The organism is Streptococcus sp. ELY_137, assembly GCF_058314515.1.
In genome coordinates, this window is the sequence record NZ_JBZFUL010000003.1 from 72,425 (window position 1) to 95,004 (window position 22,580).

General features: G+C 43.0%; 22 protein-coding genes and 1 riboswitch. Of the genes, 3 read left to right on the forward strand and 19 right to left on the reverse strand.

What is annotated here, in order from left to right; translation table 11 throughout:
• Positions 1-34: 34 nt before the first annotated feature.
• A complete protein-coding gene (locus tag AC4HAO_RS03450; protein WP_447453039.1) occupies positions 35-535 on the reverse strand; it encodes a QueT transporter family protein in 501 nt (166 codons plus the stop codon).
• Between the two features lie 2 nt (positions 536-537).
• A riboswitch (PreQ1 riboswitch) is annotated at positions 538-632 on the reverse strand.
• 176 nt (positions 633-808) lie between these two features.
• Positions 809-1,210 carry an ABC transporter ATP-binding protein gene (locus tag AC4HAO_RS03455; protein ID WP_447453038.1) on the reverse strand — a complete coding sequence of 134 codons (402 nt, stop codon included), beginning with the start codon at positions 1,208-1,210 and terminating at the stop codon, positions 809-811.
• 183 nt (positions 1,211-1,393) lie between these two features.
• Between AC4HAO_RS03455 and AC4HAO_RS03460 the strand changes: the two genes are divergently transcribed.
• Positions 1,394-1,849 (forward strand): GtrA family protein, encoded by a 456-nt coding sequence (locus AC4HAO_RS03460; protein ID WP_447453037.1) that lies wholly within the window; start codon positions 1,394-1,396, stop codon positions 1,847-1,849.
• Between the two features lie 136 nt (positions 1,850-1,985).
• Here AC4HAO_RS03460 and budA read toward each other — a convergent pair whose 3' ends face one another.
• From budA to AC4HAO_RS03495, 7 genes are all read right to left on the reverse strand, one after another.
• On the reverse strand, positions 1,986-2,705 hold the full coding sequence (budA, locus tag AC4HAO_RS03465; RefSeq protein ID WP_491134600.1) for an acetolactate decarboxylase: 720 nt from the start codon (positions 2,703-2,705) through the stop codon (positions 1,986-1,988).
• A 24-nt stretch (positions 2,706-2,729) separates the two neighbouring features.
• Positions 2,730-4,406: an acetolactate synthase AlsS gene (gene alsS, locus AC4HAO_RS03470; protein ID WP_491093047.1), complete on the reverse strand. Its 1,677-nt coding sequence runs from the start codon at positions 4,404-4,406 to the stop codon at positions 2,730-2,732.
• Between the two features lie 567 nt (positions 4,407-4,973).
• The gene (locus AC4HAO_RS03475; RefSeq protein ID WP_491134601.1) at positions 4,974-5,213 is read right to left on the reverse strand and encodes a hypothetical protein; all 240 of its coding nucleotides are present in this window, start codon (positions 5,211-5,213) and stop codon (positions 4,974-4,976) included.
• 50 nt (positions 5,214-5,263) lie between these two features.
• Positions 5,264-7,429: a GBS Bsp-like repeat-containing protein gene (locus AC4HAO_RS03480; protein ID WP_491134602.1), complete on the reverse strand. Its 2,166-nt coding sequence runs from the start codon at positions 7,427-7,429 to the stop codon at positions 5,264-5,266.
• Positions 7,430-7,634: 205 nt separating this feature from the next.
• Positions 7,635-8,861 (reverse strand): tetratricopeptide repeat protein, encoded by a 1,227-nt coding sequence (locus AC4HAO_RS03485; protein WP_491134603.1) that lies wholly within the window; start codon positions 8,859-8,861, stop codon positions 7,635-7,637.
• A gap of 7 nt (positions 8,862-8,868) precedes the next feature.
• Positions 8,869-10,017 (reverse strand): AI-2E family transporter, encoded by a 1,149-nt coding sequence (locus AC4HAO_RS03490; protein ID WP_491093052.1) that lies wholly within the window; start codon positions 10,015-10,017, stop codon positions 8,869-8,871.
• 8 nt (positions 10,018-10,025) lie between these two features.
• Positions 10,026-10,508, reverse strand: coding sequence for an NUDIX hydrolase (locus tag AC4HAO_RS03495; RefSeq protein ID WP_447453030.1), 483 nt, complete (start codon positions 10,506-10,508; stop codon positions 10,026-10,028).
• A 145-nt stretch (positions 10,509-10,653) separates the two neighbouring features.
• On the opposite strand from AC4HAO_RS03495, the gene AC4HAO_RS03500 reads away from it, so the two are divergent.
• A complete protein-coding gene (locus AC4HAO_RS03500; protein ID WP_491134604.1) occupies positions 10,654-11,658 on the forward strand; it encodes a lactonase family protein in 1,005 nt (334 codons plus the stop codon).
• 119 nt (positions 11,659-11,777) lie between these two features.
• A complete protein-coding gene (locus tag AC4HAO_RS03505) occupies positions 11,778-11,969 on the forward strand; it encodes a hypothetical protein (protein ID WP_491134605.1) in 192 nt (63 codons plus the stop codon).
• A gap of 16 nt (positions 11,970-11,985) precedes the next feature.
• Here the strand turns inward: AC4HAO_RS03505 and AC4HAO_RS03510 are convergent, their stop codons facing one another.
• From AC4HAO_RS03510 to pcrA, 10 genes are all read right to left on the reverse strand, one after another.
• The gene (locus tag AC4HAO_RS03510) at positions 11,986-13,086 is read right to left on the reverse strand and encodes an NAD(P)/FAD-dependent oxidoreductase (RefSeq protein WP_491093055.1); all 1,101 of its coding nucleotides are present in this window, start codon (positions 13,084-13,086) and stop codon (positions 11,986-11,988) included.
• 9 nt (positions 13,087-13,095) lie between these two features.
• Positions 13,096-13,920 carry a ZIP family metal transporter gene (locus AC4HAO_RS03515; protein WP_447453026.1) on the reverse strand — a complete coding sequence of 275 codons (825 nt, stop codon included), beginning with the start codon at positions 13,918-13,920 and terminating at the stop codon, positions 13,096-13,098.
• A gap of 11 nt (positions 13,921-13,931) precedes the next feature.
• Positions 13,932-14,720 (reverse strand): Nif3-like dinuclear metal center hexameric protein, encoded by a 789-nt coding sequence (locus AC4HAO_RS03520; protein ID WP_491093056.1) that lies wholly within the window; start codon positions 14,718-14,720, stop codon positions 13,932-13,934.
• Positions 14,707-15,396 carry a tRNA (adenine(22)-N(1))-methyltransferase gene (locus AC4HAO_RS03525; RefSeq protein ID WP_491134606.1) on the reverse strand — a complete coding sequence of 230 codons (690 nt, stop codon included), beginning with the start codon at positions 15,394-15,396 and terminating at the stop codon, positions 14,707-14,709. The genes AC4HAO_RS03520 and AC4HAO_RS03525 overlap by 14 nt, the downstream gene beginning before the upstream one ends.
• A gap of 206 nt (positions 15,397-15,602) precedes the next feature.
• A complete protein-coding gene (locus AC4HAO_RS03530; protein ID WP_491134607.1) occupies positions 15,603-16,292 on the reverse strand; it encodes a DnaD domain-containing protein in 690 nt (229 codons plus the stop codon).
• 10 nt (positions 16,293-16,302) lie between these two features.
• Positions 16,303-17,247 carry a homoserine O-acetyltransferase MetA gene (gene metA, locus AC4HAO_RS03535; protein WP_491093059.1) on the reverse strand — a complete coding sequence of 315 codons (945 nt, stop codon included), beginning with the start codon at positions 17,245-17,247 and terminating at the stop codon, positions 16,303-16,305.
• Between the two features lie 109 nt (positions 17,248-17,356).
• The gene (locus tag AC4HAO_RS03540) at positions 17,357-17,875 is read right to left on the reverse strand and encodes an adenine phosphoribosyltransferase (protein ID WP_491134608.1); all 519 of its coding nucleotides are present in this window, start codon (positions 17,873-17,875) and stop codon (positions 17,357-17,359) included.
• A gap of 172 nt (positions 17,876-18,047) precedes the next feature.
• Positions 18,048-18,785: a cyclase family protein gene (locus AC4HAO_RS03545; RefSeq protein ID WP_491134609.1), complete on the reverse strand. Its 738-nt coding sequence runs from the start codon at positions 18,783-18,785 to the stop codon at positions 18,048-18,050.
• 14 nt (positions 18,786-18,799) lie between these two features.
• Positions 18,800-20,080: an O-acetylhomoserine aminocarboxypropyltransferase/cysteine synthase family protein gene (locus AC4HAO_RS03550; RefSeq protein WP_491093062.1), complete on the reverse strand. Its 1,281-nt coding sequence runs from the start codon at positions 20,078-20,080 to the stop codon at positions 18,800-18,802.
• A 115-nt stretch (positions 20,081-20,195) separates the two neighbouring features.
• Positions 20,196-22,526 carry a DNA helicase PcrA gene (gene pcrA / locus AC4HAO_RS03555; RefSeq protein ID WP_491134610.1) on the reverse strand — a complete coding sequence of 777 codons (2,331 nt, stop codon included), beginning with the start codon at positions 22,524-22,526 and terminating at the stop codon, positions 20,196-20,198.
• Positions 22,527-22,580 lie beyond the last annotated feature (54 nt).

Genomic DNA, 22,580 nt, shown 5'->3' on the forward strand with positions numbered 1-22,580 from the left:
GATTTTTTGAGTGTTAAAAGACTTTTACCCATCTCTATTGGTAGAGGTCAACACGTTTGGACAGAAGACTGATGAGGTAGCCACCGACTAGCAGGGAAGCGAGTTCACCAACTGCTGTTGTAAACCAAGTTAAAAAGAAGGGAGCTTGAGCCACAAGGTGCAATTCAGCCGCAATAATAAACATGCTAGCTGAAAATAGGAGGCTGAAGTAGAAGAAAGCCTTGTTGTACCCCCATATAGTCTGATTCATATAGGACTTAAAGAGCCAAACACCTAGGCTGACAAAAATCAGAGTTTGACTGCTGCCAACGAGGACATCAACTAGACCAAAGCTATAGAAATTAGAAAGGGCACAACCTAAAGTTAGGGCGATAATATATTTTGGCTTGTAAAAGCCCAAAAAGTTTAGCATTTCCGATAAACGAAACTGATAAGCACCATAGCTAAGTACGTTAAAAGGCGGTAGAGCTGTAAAAACAAAGTAGAGGGCTGTTACAACAGCGATTTGCAGTAAATCACGAGCAGAAAATTTCATCAGATTAATCACTCCTTTAGGGGCATCCCTTATAATATGCTTGACGAAAGGATTAGAAGCGTCAAGGGCCGCAAGACAGCCTATCCAGTATAGCACAATCGACTGAAAAAAAGAAGCCAAGCTGTTTGAGCCTGACTTTTTCCTAACACGAAAAGAGTTAAGCCGCACTCCCAAAATTAGACAAAAGTTCCAACAATTAGGGTGTTTTTCGACTCTTTGAATGCCTTAAATAGATCGGTAGCTTGTAAGAAGCGAGGAACTGCTGGACTGTTTCTACTCCAAATAAACGGTTTTAACTACCTTCTCTTCCATGGTACAATAGGGGCGTTTAAGATGGTAGTCGCAATGAATGCCTGTATCAAATAAGGATCCTTCTTCTGTCACTAGGTATCGCCCTTGGTCACGGTAATTATTAAAGGGAGCAATGCCAGCGGTTGTTGTAATCGTAAAAATGATAAGGGACAGAACAGCTGCCAGAAAAAAGCTCTTCCACCAAGACAGCTTACCAAGGAGTAATAACAATAGGCTGGGACCCGATAAAAATAAAATAAGACCAATATGCATAATCCTTGTCTCCCAGAGCAAGCCAAAATCAGACAAGATGACATTTCCAATAAAAATGACGGCTAAACTGATGAGCCATAGAGCCAAAATCAGGGACTTCCAAATATTCACAATATCTATTCCTTTTTAATTGCTTGTTTAATCCCAGACTACACTAACAAAAACATAGTCAATGTAGCACTTTGTTTACCATTTCCTTTTCTTCCAAGTGTTTTAGGCCAATGACTCCTAAACTCAAATAAAACACTTATACTTATTCTAGCATAACCAGCCATTTTATGCTAAAGTATTTTTATGAAAAAAATTAAATCACTTATTATTTGGGCTTGGAATAACGAAGCCATGAAATACCTTTTTTTTGGCGGACTAGCTACTATGGTCTATATGATCAGCCGTTTTACCATCTTTTCGCTGACGACTATGCCTCTAGTATCCACTGTTTCGGCTAATGCCATCGCTATTATTTTTGCTTTTGTCACTAATGACATCTGGGTCTTTAATCAGGAGCGGTCAGGCTGGCCCAGTCGGTTTATCAAGTTTGTATCAGCCCGTTTGATCACTCTGGTGCTGGACTTTGGTATGACCTTTATCTTTGTTAAGACCTATCCTCATATCGTCGGACAATTTGTAGGGGACAATATTCATGCCGTCGATACTATTGTCGGTGCGATTAGTCAGGTAATGATTATCCTGCTCAACTACATTTTTAGTAAACTTTTCATTTTCGACAACAAGAAAACAGCTGACTAATTTCGGTCAGCTGTTTTTTGTTATCTAATCATCATTATTCCTAATGCAGTCAGATTGAGGACGGAGAAGTTATAGTACTGTAATTCTTAAAATACAGTCGCTTTAGTGATATCAATTTCAAAAATAGTATTAGTTCTTATTCAGCTTTTTCAATGTCTTCTCTCAGCTCATCAACGTTTAATTTCGCAAAAAGGTAATCTCGATCCTGAACTGGAAAACGCTGATCCAGCTGATCAACAGGCCCCACTTCAACCGTACCATCTTCAATGATGAAGTCCATAACATGGCCACCAAAGGTTAAATCATTCGACAAGAAGTGCAAATGGTAGCCTGCTACACTTACGCCGTGAAACATTTCAGGCGTCCAGATACCAACAATGGTTCCAGAAATATTGTCAATGCTGTATTCAGGTTGCATAGTTGCCACTTGGGCAAATTTTTCCCCGCTTTGAGCCTTGGGAATCATGCGGACATGCATCTTTTTAAAGTGCCCTTTAATTTTTATGGAGCGAAAGAGGTTAACACCATCGTAATAGGATTCAATACGGTCTTCTAGCTCCTTATCTGTCATTTCAAAACGTTGGCGAAAAATGACTTCTGCTTGGTGAGGAACGACCGCTGCGTAGGGAACCTTGGCATCAAGCGATACTTCAACTACTTCTGGTTTATCTCCAGATCCCTTAGCTTGATAGGCCTTGCCATCAAGAACAATCAGTTCACCATCAATAGAATCCAAGGTACCAATTCCCAAATCGCCGTGCTCTAAAAGTTCACCAATCGTCAAGGATCCCTCGTAGAGACCTGCCATAAGAGCACCCAGTGTATTATACTGAAACAGCTTAATCACATCAGCCATATCTGATCCCTCCTCTTTTTCTTTCTAATAAAATTCGTCTGGCAAAATCGTTTCGCCCAGCTTGATATTATCCTTGTAATCAATAGGAACATCAATTAAAACAGGCCCTTTCGCTGCTTCACTCAGAGCTTGCTTTAGAAGATGGTCAAAGGAAGCCTTACTGTCAGCGCGATAGCCCTTGGCGCCAAAGCTTTCAGCATATTTGACAAAATCAACTGCACCGAACTCAACACCAGATGAGCGACCGTATTTCATCTCTTCCTGAAATTCTACCATATTGTATTTACCATCGTTCCAGATAATATGGACAATAGGCAGTTTCAACCGGACAGCTGTCTCTAATTCTTGAGCAGAGAAGAGAAAACCACCGTCACCAGAGATAGAAACAACCTTGGTATTAGGACGTAAAAGGGCAGCAGCAATTGCCCAAGGCAGCGCGACCCCTAAAGTCTGCATACCATTGGAAAAAAGCAGGTGGCGAGCCTCATAGCTCTTAAAATAACGCGCCATCCAAATATAGTGACTGCCGACATCAACAGTTACCGTCATATCGTCCGTAACAGCTTCCTGCAGACTTTCAATAAGGTCCAGAGGATGAACTAAACCTTGTGGGGACTGACGGTCAAATTTCAGGTCTTCAACAACCTCTTTTTTGAGATTTTGTAAATATTCAACAGACCCCTCTGGCAGACTGTAGCCCGAAACAGCAGGGAGTAAAAGCTCAAGTGTCTCTTCAATATTACCAACGAGCTCACGCTCCGGCTGAAAATAGGTGTCAATTTCCGCCGGTTCAACATCAATCACAATGATACGCGCTGAGATTTCAGCATTCCAGTTGCGAGCCTCATATTCAATTGGATCGTAGCCAATGGCGATGACTAAATCCGAACGTTTCAGCAACATATCACCAGGCTGGTTGCGAAAGAGACCAACACGGCCAAAGAAGGTTTCTTCTTCTAAATCACGAGAAACAATACCAGCTCCTTGGAAGGTCTCAACCACTGGCAACTTAACTGCCTCTAAGAGACGTCGAACAGCTCCTGTCACTGCACTGGTTGAAGCACCATTCCCTAAAAGGAGGACGGGCAGGGCAGCATTGCGAATAGCCTGAGCCAAGTAATTAATATCATCAACTGAGGCTGAACCCAATTTAGGATCTGTCAAAGGTTTGATAGCCTTGACAGAAACAGGGCTGTCTGTAACATCCTGCGGAATCGATATGAAACTAGCGCCAGGTTTACCAGATTTAGCATAGCGATAAGCATTCGCTACAATTTCTGAAATGGTATTAGGTTCATGAATTTCAACCGCATATTTAGTAATTGGAGACAGCATAGCCACGTTATTCATGGACTGGTGAGAGCGTTTCAGCAGATCAGAGCGCTTAACTTGACCACCGATGGCTAGGACAGGATCACCTTCATCTGTAGCTGTCACCAGTCCAGTCGCCAGATTAGAGATACCAGGACCTGAGGTCGCAATCACAACCCCCGGTTCCCCAGTAATCCGACCAACTCCCTGAGCCATAAAAACAGCATTTTGCTCATGGCGGGCAACAATGAGTTCAGGTCCCTTATCTTCCAAGGTATCAAAAACACGGTCAATCTTAGCTCCTGGAATCCCAAAAACATAAGGGACATTGTGATTAATAAGACTGTCAATCACCAAATCTGCACCATAATTTATAGCTTCTTCTGCCATCTACCTACCTGACTTTCTACTTAATTGAAAAGGAAGACCTGTGATCTTACTGAAAAATTTCACAAAGTTTTCCTCATACTTCTGTCTAATATAAACCAATTATAGCACGTTTTTCAGCAATTTCCACAGCAAAGTATTGTGAAATAATGAGCAAATATTTGCTAGGATATCTTTCCTTTAGGAATTTTCCTGCCTAGTACCTTTCACTTTCATCTTGTTTTTAGCCAGCATTCCCATGCTGGAAACAATTGCCACCAAGCTGATAAAACTAATTTTATATCGTTTTAAACTGATATTTGCCTTTCCTGCTGCAAGCACTACTGCTATTTGGAAAAAATTAGGGAGTCTTTTACACCGTAAGCTAGCAACCCTTGCAAAAAGAGCAGAAACAAGCTGATTTCCCTGAGAAATCACTAGCCTGAATCCACTCTTTTAACTTTTTATATCCTTTTGTCAGTATATTTGGTGATTGCTATTTTTATTTTATACTACAGGAGCAAGAGAATTGGGCGGTTACCGTGATGAAAGGAGTTGTCATAGCCAAATTATCCTTCCAATGAGTGCTCGCTATACGAGGCGGCAAGAGGATACCAGCGGCTCAACTATAGGAGTAGCCCTATTCCAAATTATTCTTGCCAAACTTAAACCAGAATTATATACTTCTTTAGCTTCTTGTCCAATATAGCAAATGGACATGGCGCGTCCATAAAGTCGGTCAATAGCTTTCCTACTTAACTGATAGCGAACGATAAGACCATACCGATGGGCATCATCTTTGAGCCATTGACTAGCCGGACCATCTCTCAAAAAGTCGCCTCCCTTATCTGTTAAGTCATAGGTGAGTCTGGAACCTAAACTTACTGAGGTGCAATATTAATATATCGACGGATACCGCTGTAGGACATATAGCTAATCCATTGCTGGCCATCAGCCTCTAGCGTTTTGTCGTAGTGCACACTTTCGCCTTGGTTGAAGTAAAATTGAATTGGGCTTGATAAATCAGCTTGATTCCTAACTTCTGTACGCTTCGCAAAGGTATAGGTTCCTTGGTTAGGAAGGGCAGCTCGACCAGAATTAGAAGCAGCTACTCTGTTCTGAGCGCCAGCAATCCCCACCATTTGACCATCGTCTTCAACATAGTAGAGGTGAACCTGATAAAGCCCCGTCTCATTTTTATGTTCAGAGCGTTTGACAGTCACTTTGTAAGTACCATCGCCTTGTTTAACACCGTCATACCAAATAAGGTCATCTTGGTCATTCTTATCTGTCCAGACAGGGACCTTAACGGCCTTAAGGCCCTTGCTGTCAGAAACATTAGAAACAATGATATCAAAGTCACCATTGGCTTGATTGCTGAAAGAAAGAGTACCTGTGCGGGTAATCTGTGGTTCAGTTTCTGCTTCGACGGTATGCTGAACACCTGCTACACCAATCATTTTACCATCATTTTCGACATAGTAGAGGTGGACAGCATAGTCGCCTGTTTCATTTTTATGGTCAGCCAACTTAACAGCAACCTTGTAGGTACCGTCGCCTTGTTTAACACCATCGTACCAAATAAGGTCATCTTGATCATTTTTAACTGTCCAGACAGGGACCTTGACCGCTAGCACACCATTGTTATCAGAAACATTGGAAATACGAATATCAAAACCTTGAGCAGTTTGATTTTCAAAACTGATTTGACCAGTTGCTTTGGAGTCAGATTTTTGGGGATTAGATGGGACAGCCAGCTGATCCAGCATGACATAGCGACGCACACCGCTATAGGAGATATAGCTGATCCAATTATAACCATCAGCTTTAATACGCTTGTCGTAGTTGATACTTTCTCCTTTTTTAAAGGTAAAAGCTGTTGCAGCACTGGCTTTCAGTTCATTTTTAACTTCTACTTCTCTATCAAAAGTATAGCGTTCAAGAGCTGGCAGCGTTATTTCACTGTTATCTGAGACATTTGGAGCTGGTACTGTGGCTTGAACCGCACCAACAGGCACAACTTGACCATCGGTTTCTTGATAGTAGACATGTACCTGATAGGTACCAGCTTCACCCTTATGATTGCTGGTTTTGACAGTTAACTTATAACGACCGTCAGCCTGTTTAGTAGCATCGTACCAAATGAGGTCATCTTGATCATTTTTTTCTGTCCATGTAGGAACCTTGACCTTAGCAAGACCATTGCTGTCGGAAGCGTCACTAATGATGACATCAAATCCTTGCGCAGTAATATTTTCTACCTTAATGTTTCCCGTCACCTTGGCATCAGCTTGTGGAGCCGCTTGGCTAACTAACTTGGCGATATTGGCATAGCGACGAATACCGCTATAAGATCTGTAGCTGATCCATTGATAACCATTTTGGTTCAGCACCTGATCATAGAAGACTCTGTCACCAGCATTGGCATAAAATACCAGCGGGGCTGACGGATCTGGACTGTTGCGTACCTCTGTTCGCTCTGGATAGCTATAATAGCCTTGGCTCGGAATATCTTTTCCACCAGTGACCACTGTTGTCGAAGCGTCCGCTCTGGTAATTGCAGCTGCCTTAGTCTCCGGTGCTTGGCGAGCTGCTACCGAACTAACAGCAGGAATTTCTGCTTGTTTGGCAGGAATTTCGTCTGTCTGCGTACCGACGTCGACCTTTGTAAACTCTTCGCTAGCTTGTCCTCTTTCTGGGATAGCATCGTTTCCAGCCACTACATTTATTGGCTCTTCGCTCTCTATAATTTCAACGGCTGCTGGAGCTTGAGCAGGGGGTTGTGCCACAGTTGATACATCACCAGCAGTTATACCATCTGGGGCAATCACTGTCACCGTATCATTAGCAGCAGTTACATCGCTATTATTTGCCACATGTATCTGAAGCGCTAGATCTTGCTGCTGCGGTGTTGGGAGTGCCTGCTCATCTGCTAGTGCATAGCCACCCATCATAAGACTAGCCCCAATAACAACAGAGGCCGCTCCGAATGAATATTTCCGAATAGAAAAGCGCTCTCTCTGATTCCATGCCCAATCTTTTTTCATAATAGTGACTCCTTTCATCCGAACACATCTTTTAATTTTGTTATCTTAATTATAGAAAAATATGAAAGCGCTGTCAACATATTTTTGTAATATTTGTAATATACCGTAATATTTTTGGTTCCAAATTCCGTTAAAAGGCGTTCAAAAAACCAGAAGAGCAGCTGCAATCTTCTGGTTATAGTTGTTTCTGGTTTATTGACAAGGACTAATCTTCCAAGAACTCAGTCATGTTGAGGTCATCGGGGACTAATTCCAAATAGCGGCTAGCAATTTGGTAGGCTCTGTCACGGTAGCCAAATTCACGCAAGATATAGGCATAGTCCTGCAAGAATTCAGGATTATCCTTAAGATCCTCTGCAATCGCCTCAAAATACCTCAGGGCCTCTTCTTCTCTCTCAAGGGCCTGGTAAGCCTTGGCTAAATTCCACTTGGTTAAGACATTGTCAATCTCCTCCTGCTCCAAGGCGACAACTTCTTCATAGCGTTCTTCTTCTAGGTAGAGATTGGACAGGCGCATTAAAACATCTTCTAAATCCTCCGCTAGGTCTTTGGCGGTCAAAAGATAGCGTTCAGCTGCCTGAAAATCATGGTTTTCGTAAGATAGTTGAGAGGCTAAAAGCAAAAGCTGGCTGTCAAAATCATTCTTAGCCAGTCCTTGCTGAGCTAATTTCAGAGCTTCTTCAATTTTGTGTTCTTCATGAAGAGAGAGGGCGTAGATGTACTCATATCCTTCAAAATCAGGGTTTATAGTATCTAGCTGCTTAAAATAGAGATTGGCCTTTTGAAATTCTTCTTGATCATAAAGCAGCGTGGCCAATTCAAAAACAGTTGCATCATCATATTCAATCTCAACAGCCATCTCCAGAAACTCGATGGCAACTTCAAATTCGCCCATATCTGCGTAAGCATGACCAATTCGCTGGTAAGTGGAGACGCCTGTCATCTCTAAGGTTCTTCGACAGTCCAATTCGGCATATTCTCGGATTGCTTGCTGTAAATTCCCCAGCTGATAGTCCAATTCTGCCAAGCCAAATATCACTAAGGGATCATCGCTGAGTTGACGAGCTTCCAACATTTTTTCACGCGCAACGTCACTCAATCCTTCCATATCATAAAGATCAGCCATAACCAGCAGAGCCGATAAATAATTATCATCATTTTTATCAATGGTATCTAGATAGAGAAAGGCTTCTTCAATTTGCCCATCTTCAGCAGCAATCTGAGCTAGATTAATGTTAACATCAGGATAGGCTCTGCGCTCCTTCAGATAAATTTCTTTGGCCTGCGGTAGAAAACCGATCCCTTCTAAATACTGAGCCAGAGATAGAAGAGTTTCGTCATCATCCTCTTCCAGAGCTCGTTTGAAATATTTATTGGCATGCTCCAAGTCTTGTTGATCAATAGAAGCAATCATTTTTTCACTATTTAACACACTTACGTTACTCACTTTCTTCATAGAGTCCGCTAAAATCACGATACCATTCAAAGATTTCTTTGATGACAACCCTGATTGAAGCATAGATTGGAATACCAAGCAGTACACCCCAGACGCCAAAGACCGAGCCTGACGCTAAGAGAATAAAGAGAATCATAATAGGATGGATACTGAGCTTATTTCCCAGAACCAAGGGAGAGACAAAGCGGCCTTCGACAGTCTGCTCAATAGCAAAGACTATAGCGACCTTGACCAGCATCCATGGACCTTCAACCAAAGCTAAGATAACAACGGGAATCATAGCGACAAAGCTCCCTAGGTAAGGAATCATATTAAGAAAACCAGCCAATATTCCGAGAGTCACTGCATAGCGCAGACCGATGATGCTAAATAAAATAGAAAACATGATGCCGACGATAATGGCCACAGTTACTTGCCCCTGAACGTAACCCTGCCACTGAGAATTGATATCACTCAAAATACGAGAGCTGGGTGTACGCCATTTAACTGGAATCGTCTTTAAAATATTTTCTTTTAGTTTATCACTGTCGCGCAGAAGATAGAAAACCACGAAGGGAGCCATGATAATGGCAATGGCTACCTTGGCAACAGCACCGGCAAAGTCACCGGCCCAACTGACAATATTCTTAGAGAAATTCTCAGCATAGTCAACAGCTTTATCACTGTAGTTGTTCACCCAGTTTTCTACCTGCGGTCGAATGAAAGCTAAACGGTTGTTATCTAATATTTCATTAGCCTGACGCTCAACACTTTTAACATATTGTGGCAGATTATTAATAAAAGACATAATCTGTTCCTGCAACATAGGAAAAAGACTGGAACCTCCCCAGAATAAAAGTCCTGCCAAAAGCGTGTAAACCAGAGTGATAGACCAAGTTCGGCTGGTTTTAAAATGATACTCAATAAATCGGACAAGAGGTTTGAGCAAGTAGTAAAGGAGGACAGAGATAACAATCGGCAGCATAACAACCGCTACAAATCTTGCCGCAGCAGCAAAAATGAAGCTGATCTGGGTCAAGAGATAGAGAGTCAGAAAGGTAAGTAATAAAACCAAAAGAGCACTGACAAAACGATTGTCAATAATCCACTTGTAGAACCAGCTATCATAAAATTTTCCTGTTTTTTTATCCATTATTGCTCCTATCTCTTGTAAAATTGGACACTTTTATCAATGAGCTGACCTGATCGGTCGTAACTAAACTTAGCTGAAAAAAATGGCTTGTCTTCTAAAATCCATTTAAAGAGTTCATAGTCACCTTCCCAAGTTGGCTTGGACAGAACCTGATCGTAAGGAACCCATTCCAGTGTGCCTTCACGGGATTCTTCATCAGAAATCAAATCACCTTCAAAGTCTGTAACCTTAAAAACATAGGTATACCAGTCGTGCCCTGGGGTGAATTCAGGAAAGGTAATCATTCCTTTAAAATCCATCTCCTTAACAGTGAGATGGGTCTCTTCAAAAATTTCTCGTCGGGCACACTCTTCAGGTGTTTCCCCCACTTCTAATTTTCCGCCAACAGAAATCCATTTGCCCTCATGCACATCATGGGGCTTTTTATTGCGCAGCATCAAGAGTAGTTCTTGGCCGTTATCAATATAACAAATGGTGGCTAGTTTGGTCATACTTGCCCTCTTTCACAGTCTTTGCCCCTATTTTAACAAAAAAATGCTATAATTTCTTTGTAGAAATAGCCTTCAAAGCCTTTGGTTAATGAAAAGCTTCAATAAGTAGATTAATACAGAAAACAAAGAGGTAAAAGGGGACTATATGGAACAAATTTATTTTGGAACCTATACAAAACGGGAATCGCACGGCATATATCGAGCTGACTTTGATAACCAAGCAGGACACCTGACTAATTTACAACTGCTGGCGGAGGTTAGTAATCCTACCTACCTTACCAAGACTAAGGATGGCTGCCTCTACAGCATCGCTAGCAAAGAGGGGCAAGGTGGAGTAGCTAGCTTTGGAGCTGACTTTCATCCTCTTAATCATGTCCTCGAAGACGGTGCTGCTCCTTGCTATCTTGGAAGCGACGATAAGCGCGGTTTGGTCTTCAGTGCTAACTACCACACTGGCCAGGCTCTTATTTATAAACGGCAAACGGATGGACAACTTAGTTTAGTCAACCGTATTATTCATCAGGGTTCCGGGCCTCACCCGCACCAAGATCACGCTCGAGTTCACTTCGCTGATTTAACACCAGACCGCTATCTATTGACCTGCGACTTAGGTACCGATGAACTGACGAGCTACGCGCTGAATGATACGGGACAGGTACAACCAATCAATAATTTCCAGCTGGTATCAGGATCTGGCCCTCGCCACGTGATTTTTCACCCTATTTTCAAGCATGCTTTTGTTGTCTGTGAACTGAACTCAACCGTACAAAATCTCATTTACCAAGGCTGCGGAAGCTTCGAGAATTTCCAATCCCTCTCGAGTATTCCTAAGGGCTACACTGCCTTCAATGCTCCGGCAGCAGCTCAAGTAACCCAAGACGGGTGGTTCCTCTACGTTTCCAACCGCGGTCATAACTCTATTGCCTGCTATCAGTTTACTCTTGATGGCTACCTTCATCTTATCGATATCGTTCCTACTCATGGACAGACACCAAGAGATATAAGTTTAACCAGCAGCGAAGACTACTTACTGGTTCCCCATCAGGATTCAGATAATGTAACTGTCTTCAAACGTGATAAGAAGACTGGACACTTAAATGAAGTGAGTCATGACTTCCGCGTACCGGAGGCTGTCTGTGTGCTCCATTAACTTGTTGCTTCGCCCTGCTTAAGCAAGTTCGGCAGAGCAACTGATAAGCAGATTGATTTGATATTTTAAAGATGTATGATTTAATAAGGGTAACGTATAAGGAAGGCAGGTTACTAGATATGAACCCAGCAGAACTTTTTAACCAAGTAAAGGACTTAATTGCACAGAAAGATTTCTCCGCAGCTCAGCAGTTTATTGATGACCATAAAAATGATTTGGGGGAATACTTTGAGCAAGCTCAGGGACTGTTGTCAAATGTCCAAGGTGCTGACGGTATACTCGATAAGCTCAAAGGTTTCTTTGGCAAATAACTAAAAAAACTGGGGCCTAAGCTTCAGTTTTTTTGATATAGTTCTGAACTGGATAGGCAGCGCTGTCTAATTCGCCTTGCCGTTCCATTAAAAGGGAGACTAGTTCTTTAGCTATCAGAGGACCGGTTGTTAAACCAGATGAGCCTAAACCGCTGGCAGCATAGACCCCAGGCAAACCGGGAACTTGACCGTAAAAAGGCGCAAAATCGCTGGTATAGGCACGTGTCCCCACTCGTTCGTCAACTCGCACAGCCTCTGCTAACTTAGGGAGATATTTCAAAGCTTCTTCTTCCAAGCCGGCTAAAATAGCTGAATCAGCTGTCAAATCATAGCCCTTATCATTTTCATGACTGGCTCCCACTGAAATCTGACCAGCTTTAAAGGGAATAATGTCCAATTCTCCTTCTGGCATAACCACTGGCAGCTCCTGTGTTTCCCAACCATCAAAAAAGTAATCGCGCAGCTGACCTTTCTGTGGATAGATATCAACTTTATATCCTAAGGGTTCTAATAAGGCTGGCAACCAAGCACCTGTAGCCAAAATGACACGATCAAAGTGCTGGTTAGCAATTTCATAACCGCTTCTTTTGAGAGTTAAGTCTACCTGTTCCTTAATTAGATGACAGCCACTAGCCTCCAACAAGGTCGCTGTCAGACTTGCCCCTTCTACTCTAGCTCCACCAGAAGCAAAGAGCAGCTGCTCAACTCCCTGTAAATCTGGAAAATGCTGCTGCACCTCTTCGCGTCCGAAGAGCGCTAACTGACCGATCAGAGGTGACTCTTTCTTACGCTTTTCTGCCAGCTCCTTTAGCTCTAGGATTTTTATTACCTGTTTCTTCAATACGAAAACACCAGTCTGCCGATAAAAATCTGTCTCAAAGCCATCCATCTGCAAATCAGCAATCAACGTCTGGTAAAAATCTGCCCCCAAACGAGCTAGTCTATACCAAGCTTTATTGCGACGTTTAGAGAACCAAGGGCTGATAATACCAGCGGCAGCCTTGGTCGCCTGCCCTTCCCCGTCATCAAAAACGCTAACCTCAAGGCCTGCTTCCTTAGATAGATAATAGGCCGCTGTTGAACCAACGATACCGGCTCCAATAATAGCAACTTTCATGCATTCCTCCTATCCAAGAGCAACATCCATGACCATCATAATAACAAAGCCCAACATCAACCCCAAAGTAGCGATGTCGGTATTGCCATTGGTTTGTGATTCGGGAATCAGCTCTTCCACTACGACGAAGATCATAGCCCCTGCAGCAAAGGAAAGAGCATAAGGCAAAATGGGCATCATCAGCATGACAAGTCCCGCTCCCAAAACCGCTCCGATTGGCTCGACAATAGCCGACATAGAACCCAGATAGAAAGCTCTGAGTCGAGATTCCCCATCAGCCCGAATAGGGATGGACAGGGCAGCTCCTTCTGGAACATTTTGCAGACCAATTCCAACGGCCAAACCAATAGCCCCTAAAAGAGCGGCTTGACTAGCATTACCACCTGCTAGTGCCCCAAAGGTAACCCCGACAGCTAAGCCTTCTGGGAAATTATGGATGGTAATTGCTAAGAATAAGAGAGCCGTTTTAGATAGTTTCTTTTGAGGCTTTAATCCTTCTGCCTGACTAACATCCTTCTTATCAAGGTGGAGATGGGGGACCACTGCATCGATCAAGCGCAGCATAAACCCACCAAATAAAAAACCAACAGCTGCCGGTATCCAGGACCAGTTGCCATAGTCTGCTTGCGCATAAGAAATAGAAGGCTCTAAAAGCGACCAGAAAGAGGCAGCGATCATCACTCCTGCAGCAAACCCCATCATAGTATCTAACAGACGACGGCTAATATTTTTAAAAAAGAAAACAATCGCAGCACCGATAATCGTACATCCCCAAGTAAAGAGACCAGCTAAGAGAGCTAGTACAACAACATTTTGCGATAAAAGCCAATTCATAACAATAACTCCTAAAGATGACTAAAAGGATTAGTTGATATCTGACTAGGGATTAGCTCAATATTCCAGCCTTCCTCAGCCGCCCAGACTGTCATCTTTTCAACTAATCTTTCAATAAAGAGAGCTTCAATATGATGTCCTGGATCAATTGCCAAAAGACCGTCAGTAATCATATCTTGAGCTGTATGATAGTAAATATCTCCTGTAATTAGAACCTGAGCACCTCTGGTAAGGGCATCGCGATAAAAACCTTGACCACTGCCGCCGCAGATAGCAACTCTGTTAACTTCCGGATTAGAACCAGCATAGCGAACTAACCGCACACTATCCAGATTAAAGGTTGATTTCACCTTAAGTGCCAACTCCTCCAGCGACAGAGGTCGAATATTGCCAACGCGGCCGATACCATAGCCAGCAACTGTAGGTGTCAGTATTTCTGTATCTTCAATCTCTAGGAGATCACAAAACCAATCGTTCAAACCATCTGGTACCACGTCAATATTCGTATGGCTGACATATACTGAAATATCATGTTTAACAAGCTCCAGCAAAATATCTGTCCTAGGACTGCTAACCAAATCCTTCAAGGGGCGAAAAATAGGAGCATGCTTAGTCACAATCATATCAACATTTCTTTCAATTGCTTCTGTGACCGTGGTCTCGCGAACATCTAACGTTACCATCACACGTTTGATGGTTTTATCTAAGCTGCCCAACTGCAACCCTGAAATATCGCCTTCCATTGAGAGGTCCTGCGGACAGTAGCTCTCATATTTTGCAATAAAGTCACTCGCCTTCATAACTGATAGCCTCCTTAATCGCTTCTATTTTCTGCTGAATGTCCCTGCGGTCGGTCTGATTAGTTTCAGGAATCTGCTCCAGAGCCTTTTCCAGCTTCTGCAGCTCATTTTGCCAGCGCTCCTTAAAAACAGCCGCCCCCTCTTGCAAAAGGCAAGGTCCAAAGCGCAGCTCCTGCGGCTGTAGCTGCTGTCTGCCGTGCTCTGCTACAATGATTTCATAATACTTGTGATTTTCTGCCATGATTTTTTCAGCAAAAATTGTAAAACTATGCTGACTCAGCCAGTAACGCAGATCATCTTCGCAATTATTGGGCTGTAGAACTAAACGCTTGACATTATCCAATTTCTCTAGGCCTGCCGCTAGGATATCCGCAATCAGACGCCCCCCCATTCCGCAGATTGCTATCACATCAACAGCATCACTATCATCAAAAGCTGCTAGCCCATCAGCCAAACGAACATCAATCTTATCAGCGTAGGCTGATCCTTGAGCATTGTTTAGAGCCGACTGATAAGGACCTTGGGCAACTTCACCTGCGATCGCTGAACTAATTCGCTCCTGCTCCAAGAGATAAAGGGGCAGGTAGGCGTGGTCACTGCCAACATCTAATAGAATGCTGCCCTGAGGGATAAAGTCTGACACATCCCGCAAGCGCTGAGAAATATTGATTTCCATAAAATCCTTTCTTTTTAAATTACAAAGGTCGTTTATTGAGGGAGCTAGCCTGCTGAAGTAAAGAGCCAAGCCTTCCCGAGCGTTTTTTAGGCTTCAACGATTCTATTATAACAAAAAATGAGAGCCAACCCCACTGCTAGGACAGCGATCTATGGCTCTCATCACTTATATTACAAGCTTAGCCGTGGCTGGTCCATCAGCTCGATTTATTGGTCATCACTCCACACATTCATAGCATTGAGAAAATCATCTGATACTTGGACCTTAGCAGGGTTTGCCTGATCCCGTTCCTGCCTGCGTTCTTCAATCTGGCGAACAGTCGTAATGCCGTCGCGCATCCAGCGGCGTAAAATGGCTGTCAGATACTTCCAGTTGCGCTTACTATTGAAGATACTCTCTTTGAGAGCCTCCCGAATCAAATCTGGACTGATGCCATCTTCACGAACATATTTTTGAATATCTTCCAATTCAAATGGTGTCAACATCCAGCCCGATTTTTCAAAATCATTCAGCAGCACTTGAAGATCATTTGCGTTGTCTAAAGGCTCCGACGCTGCTGAATCCAGCTTGTCCTCACCTAGAAGAGCATCCAAGCGTTTGAGAACGGGACTGGCATCGAAAATGATATCAGTTTCACCGTCTAGCTCAATGGTTTTCATGACCAAAAGCTCCTGGTTGGTCAGATTACTGATGGCTTGATTAACCTCAGCAACTGTCTTGCCCAGAGCATCAGCGATACGGCTAGACGGCATTTCCTCAACCTTAGTCGTGTTTTGCAGATAGAAAAACTGCCAGATCAGGTAATCATCGCTGCTGGAAAAAATATCTTTGTAGTGAAAGAGTAAGCTGCTAGGCAAAACCAGATTGCCTGACTGATAATTCTCTAAAAAACTCATAATTCCTCTTTTATAAATAACCATAATAGGAGGCTGAATTTTCCAAATCCTCCAAATGGTAAGGTGTCTCTTGATAAACAGCATAATTGAGCCAGTTGGTAAAAAAGGTCGAAGCCGCTAAACTCCATCGCAATTCTGGAGTTCCACTACTGTCATTATTCGGAAAATAATTGACAGGCAAGGCCGGATTCTTATTAGCTTTTCTATCGCGCAGGTACTCTCTTTTCAAGGTATCTCTATCATACTCCAGATGCCCAAAGCTATATACCTCTCGCATATCACGGCTGGAAAGAATGGAAGGGCCCACTTCCTCTCCCCGTGCTAGGATCTGGAGATTAGTCTTACTATGGATATCAGCCTCTAATACCTCAGTATATCTGGAATGCGGCGATAGAAACTGATCATCAAATCCCCGCATCAGGGGCGATAGGTGTTCTGTCACCTGCTGAGAATAAATTCCCGATAGCTTGTGCTCCATTTTTACCTTATCAATACCGTACTTATAATAAAGGCCGGCTTGAGCTCCCCAGCAAAGATGCAGGGTAGAATAAACATGGTGCCGCTTCCACTCAAACATCTGACAAAGCTCATCCCAGTAATCTACTTGCTCAAAGGGCAACGTTTCAACCGGCGCTCCCGTGATAATCAGACCATCATAATAATCAGACTTGATATCTTCAAACGTTTTGTAGAAGGTTTCTAAATGATCAGGTTTGGTATTTTTAGATTCATGGCTAGCCATATAGAGAAAATCTAAATTGATCTGTAAAGGGGTGTTTGACAGGTAGCGCAGCAACTGAGTTTCTGTCGCTTCCTTGGTTGGCATCAGATTGAGAACCAAGACCTTGATAGGACGAATATCCTGACCGCTGGCCCTTTTATCATCCATGACGAAGATATTCTCATTTTTTAAAATATCGACGGCTGGCAATTTCTTGTCTAAAGTAATTGGCATGAAAATATCCCCATTCTATAATAGTTTATTCCTATTATAAGGTAAGGGGATGGGCTTTTCAAATACAATTTTTCTTGATTAAGCTATAAAGAATAGCTATAGCTAATAGCTAGCCTGGGAAATTCATCAAAATTTTAGTATCGTAACCTTCAATCGCCCTGCGGCCATCTAAACCATCCAGCTCAATTAGGAAGGCACAACCAGCAACAACCCCACCGAGACGTTCAACCATTTCGATTGTTGCTTTAACCGTTCCGCCAGTAGCTAAAAGATCATCAACAATCAAGACCCTTTGTTCTGGCTTAATAGCATCGGCATGCATGGTCAAGGTATCAATACCATACTCTTTTTCATAGTCAGCAGAGATAACTTCCCGTGGCAGCTTGCCAGGTTTACGAACTGGTGCAAAACCGATGCCCAACTCGTAGGCTACCGGACAACCAACGATAAACCCGCGTGCCTCTGGTCCAACAATCATATCAATCTTTTTGTCTGTAGCGTATTGGACAATCTCACGAACAGCATAACTGTAGGCATTCCCATCAGCCATTAAGGGGGAAATATCGCGGAAGGTAATCCCTTCTTGTGGGTAATCTTTAATAGATGCAATATAATTTCTTAAGTTCATAAAAAATCTTTCTATCGGCTCTCAGCCAAAAATGTTTTACATTTCATTATAGCATAAATTGATATAAAAGATTTAAAAATTATCTTGAAGCATAGGCTTCAGCCCTCATCAAGAAGGCCTCAACCTGAAATAAGGACGAAAAATTTGGTAGCCAAATTGACTACCAAATTTCTCATTGTTCAACATAGGCAAAGGCTCTGACAGGGGAACCAGTGGCTTTTTCCCAATGGGGATAACTAATAGCAATAAAGCTGCCAGTTGCTGGAACTTGATCCAAATTAGCCATGACTTCCAGCTGGTAAATGCCTTGTTCCAGAAGATAATATTCATTAAGGAGAGCTCCATTTTTAGCAGCCGTCTGACCACTATCGGTATCTAAGGTTTCATGTCCGAGAGCCTTAACCTTTCTCTCTTTGATGAGGAACTCCAGAACTTCCCGACTCCAGCCTGGCGTTTCTTGCACACCTTGAGCGTTGAGATTTCGGATAGCGTCTTGGTGGGGCCATCTTTTAGACCAGTCACTCCGAAAGGCTACAAAGGCAGCTGCTTCTATCCTGCCATGTTTCTTTTCAAAATCTAAAATATCCTCTACCCCCACTTCATAATTGGGATTTTCAGCAACCTCTTTGGATAAGTCCAAAACATAAAGAGGCAAGAAAAGGTCTTCTAGGGGGAGTTCGTCCAGCCATTTACCTCCTTGCACAAAATGAACGGGGGCATCAATATGCGTGCCGTATTGACCGACCACTTTGAATTGTTGGACATGAAAGCCATCTTCAAGGGTAAAAATATCCCTTTTTTCAAGAGCTGGTAAGGCAGGGAAATGGGGACTGGTCTCTGAAATTTGATGGGTTAAATCAACTAATTTTGCCTGCTTAAAGATGGCAAAGGCTTCTTTCAGACTTACCATAAAAACCTCCCAAATTATATCTGTTTTAAAGCTTGATCCAAATCACTAATCAAATCATCGACATTTTCCAAACCGATAGACACACGGATTTGGTTAGGTTCAATACCGCAGGCAAGGAGATCCTCTGGACTCATCTGACCGTGAGTTGTGGTTGCTGGGTGTACAACCAGAGACTTGGCATCAGCGACATTGGCAAGATCTGAGAAAATATCCAAACTGTCAATCACCTTACGAGCAGCCTCCGCTCCTCCTGCGACATTGAAGGTAAAGATGGAGCTGGCTCCCTTAGGCAGATATTTTTGTGCCAATTCGTAGTAAGGACTAGATGGCAGACTAGCGTAGTTGACCTGAGTTACCTTGGGATGATTTTCTAGATATTCTGCAATTTTCTTGGCATTTTCAACATGGCGTTCCACTCGCAGAGACAAAGTCTCTAGTCCTTGTGTCAAAAGAAAGGCGTTAAAAGGGGAGAGACAGGCACCGGTATCGCGCAGCAATTGTGTGCGAACCGCTGTAATAAAGGCTGCTGCCCCGATATCACGGGTATAGCTGAGATTGTGATAAGACGGGTCTTCATCGACAAACTGCGGGAATTTGCCGGATTTTTCCCAGTCAAATTGACCCGAGTCCACAATTACACCACCGATAGAGGTACCGTGACCGCCGATAAATTTAGTGGCCGAATGCACGGCAATATCAACACCGTAAGAGAAAACATTGATCAGATAAGGGGTGCCAAAGGTATTGTCAACAACCAAAGGAATATTATGGCGATGGGCAATCTCTGCTAGTTTTTCAAGATCAGCAACGTTCCCTAAGGGATTTCCTAGGGTCTCAGCTAAAATAAACTTGGTATTGTCCTTGACAGCTGCTTCAATGGCTGCAAAATCGGCTACATCGACAAAGCTGGTCGTAATTCCATAGCGCGGCAGAGTTTCTTTGAGTAAGTTAAAAGTGCCACCATATACGGTAGTAGCCGATACAATGTGATCGCCAGCATGCGCTAAGGCAAGAGCCGTATAAGTAATAGCTGCCATGCCAGAGGCAGTCGCCAAAGCACCAACCCCACCTTCTAAAGCTGCCATCCGCTCTTCAAAAACAGCAGTTGTCGGATTAGTAATCCGCGTATAGATATTACCTTCTGTCCGTAGGGCAAAAGAGTCTTCAGCGTCCTGTGAATCATTGAAAACATAAGATGTGGTTTGATAAATGGGCAAAGCACGGGACTTGGTGGTCGGATCCACCGTTTGACCGGCGTGCAGCTGCAAAGTTTCAAATGAATAGTCTGTTGTCATAATCATTCCTCCATAGATATCATTAGGCCTATTTTACACCTAAAGCTTTTTATTGGCCAATAGTTATCTAAAAAGAAGAGCTATAGTTGATAACTATAACCTCTATCTTATTAGTTCATTCTCTCTTTTCAATCGGCGCTACACTGGCTAAAACCTTTTTGAGACCGATATCTGGAAACTTGATTTTAAGTTCTTGCGACTTGCCGCTGCCCGTCACCTCAAGTACAGTGCCATCTCCCCATTTTCTATGATGAGCGATATCTCCAATCTGCCAATCCAGAACTGGAGTTTCTGCCGCCTTTTGACCAACTGATAGGGCAGTTTGGGCAAATGGTAACGATGCTTCTTTTTTAGCAGTAGATGAAGGTGCCACTTGCGCTTTGCGATTCTGCAGTGCCTGAGCTAAGCTCATGCCTTGGCCAAAGGTCTTTTCTTCACCACCAGCATAAGTAGCTGAAAAAGCTGTGTTTACTGGCCGGGCCAATCCTTGATAATTCAGAAGTTCATCCGAAATTTCTTTAATAAAGCGGGTTGGGCGATTAAAACTAGACTTTCCAAAGAGGATACGGCTGTTAGCGTTAGTCAGGTAAAGCACTTGCTCAGCACGAGTAATCCCGACATAAGCTAGTCGACGTTCCTCTTCTAGCTCATCTGGATCTTCGCTCGCTCGATTAAGTGGGAAAACATTTTCTTCCATTCCAATTAAAAAGACAACTGGAAATTCTAATCCTTTAGCAGCATGCAGAGTCATAAGGGTCACTTCTGCAGTATCGGTATCACCTTCATCAGTATCAGCAATCAAGGCTAAATCATTTAGAAAGCGGCTAAGTTTTTCCAAGCCTGTTTCATCTTCGGGTGCTGCTTCCTGATTATCATCAAAATTTTTGGTGACAGAGAGAAACTCCTCAATATTTTCAATTCTCGCCTGACTTTCCAGTGTATTTTGCAGCTGCAAAGCCTCCATATAACCAGTCTTACCCAATACCTCTTCAACTAATTCTGTTAAGGTGTAGGTATCCAAGTTAGAGCGCAGTCCCAGTAGGATGCCAGCAAGAGTCAAAACTGCTTGAGCCGCCTTCCCCTTGATTCCTGAGAGCATGATCTGTTCAGAAGCCTCCAGCAAACTCATATTCTGTAAATTAGCAAAATCACGAATTTTCTCAAGGGTTCCGGGCCCTACTCCCCGCTTGGGTTCATTGATAATACGCTCATAACTGATATTATCCTGAGGATTGGCAATGACATTGAGGTAAGCAATGACATCACGGATTTCCTTACGGCTGTAGAATTTAGTTCCCCCGACCATGGTGTAAGGAATATTTGACTTAAGCAGGGCTTCTTCAATAGTACGTGACTGGGCGTTAGTACGGTAGAGGACAGCAAAGTCCTTAAAGTCCTTCTTGTTTTCACGTACCTGCTGGTCAATAGTAGCAGCTACAAAAACAGCCTCATCACGTTCATCATTGGCACGATAATAGACAATCTCTTCTCCATCTGCATTTTGTGTCCAGAGCTTTTTAGGGCGTCGGTTACGATTATTGTTGATCACATCGTTAGCTGCTTGCAAGATTTTCTTTGTTGAACGGTAATTTTCTTCGAGGAGAACCACCTTAGCCTCTGGATAATCCTTTTCAAAATCCAAGATATTTTGCATATCAGCACCGCGCCAACCATAGATAGACTGATCAGCATCTCCAACCACACAGATATTCTTAAAACGGGAAGCTAAGAGCTTAACCAGCTGGTACTGGGCATGGTTGGTATCCTGATACTCATCCACATGAATATACTGGTAGCGCTGCTGATAATAGGCCAATACATCAGGATTTTTATCAAAGAGCCGCAAGGTCAACATGATTAAATCATCAAAGTCCATGGCCTCACTACGACGCAGCTCTTCTTGATAAGCTTTGTAGCACTTGGCAACAATTTGTGTGTACATATCACCAGCTTGGTTCTCATAAGCGACTTCATCAAGCAGGTCATTTTTAGCATTGGAAATAGTTCCTAAAATCGCTCGTTCATTCCATTTTTTAGAGTCTAAATTCAAATTCTTGATGATACGCTTCATAAGGGTACGCTGTTCACCAGGATCCACAATCGTAAAATTGCGATTGTAACCTATGTGATCGCCATCGCGGCGCAGGATGCGCACACACATGGAGTGAAAGGTCGCGATTAAGGTCTCTTGCGTAGCAGGGTTGAGCTGCATAGCCCGCTCTCTCATCTCACGCGCAGCCTTGTTAGTAAAGGTAATGGCCAGAATATTCCAAGGGTTGACCATCTTCTCATCAATAAGATAAGCAATACGGTGTGTCAGCACCCGTGTCTTCCCAGAACCAGCCCCAGCCATAATCAAAAGCGGCCCTTGAGTAGTTTTGACCGCTTCTGCTTGTTTGTCGTTCATTCCATTCAGTAAAGGATTCATGCTTTTCTCCTTATCCATTTTGCCCTAAAATTATATCACAATTGCATTTAAAAACCTACTATGTAAAAGCCG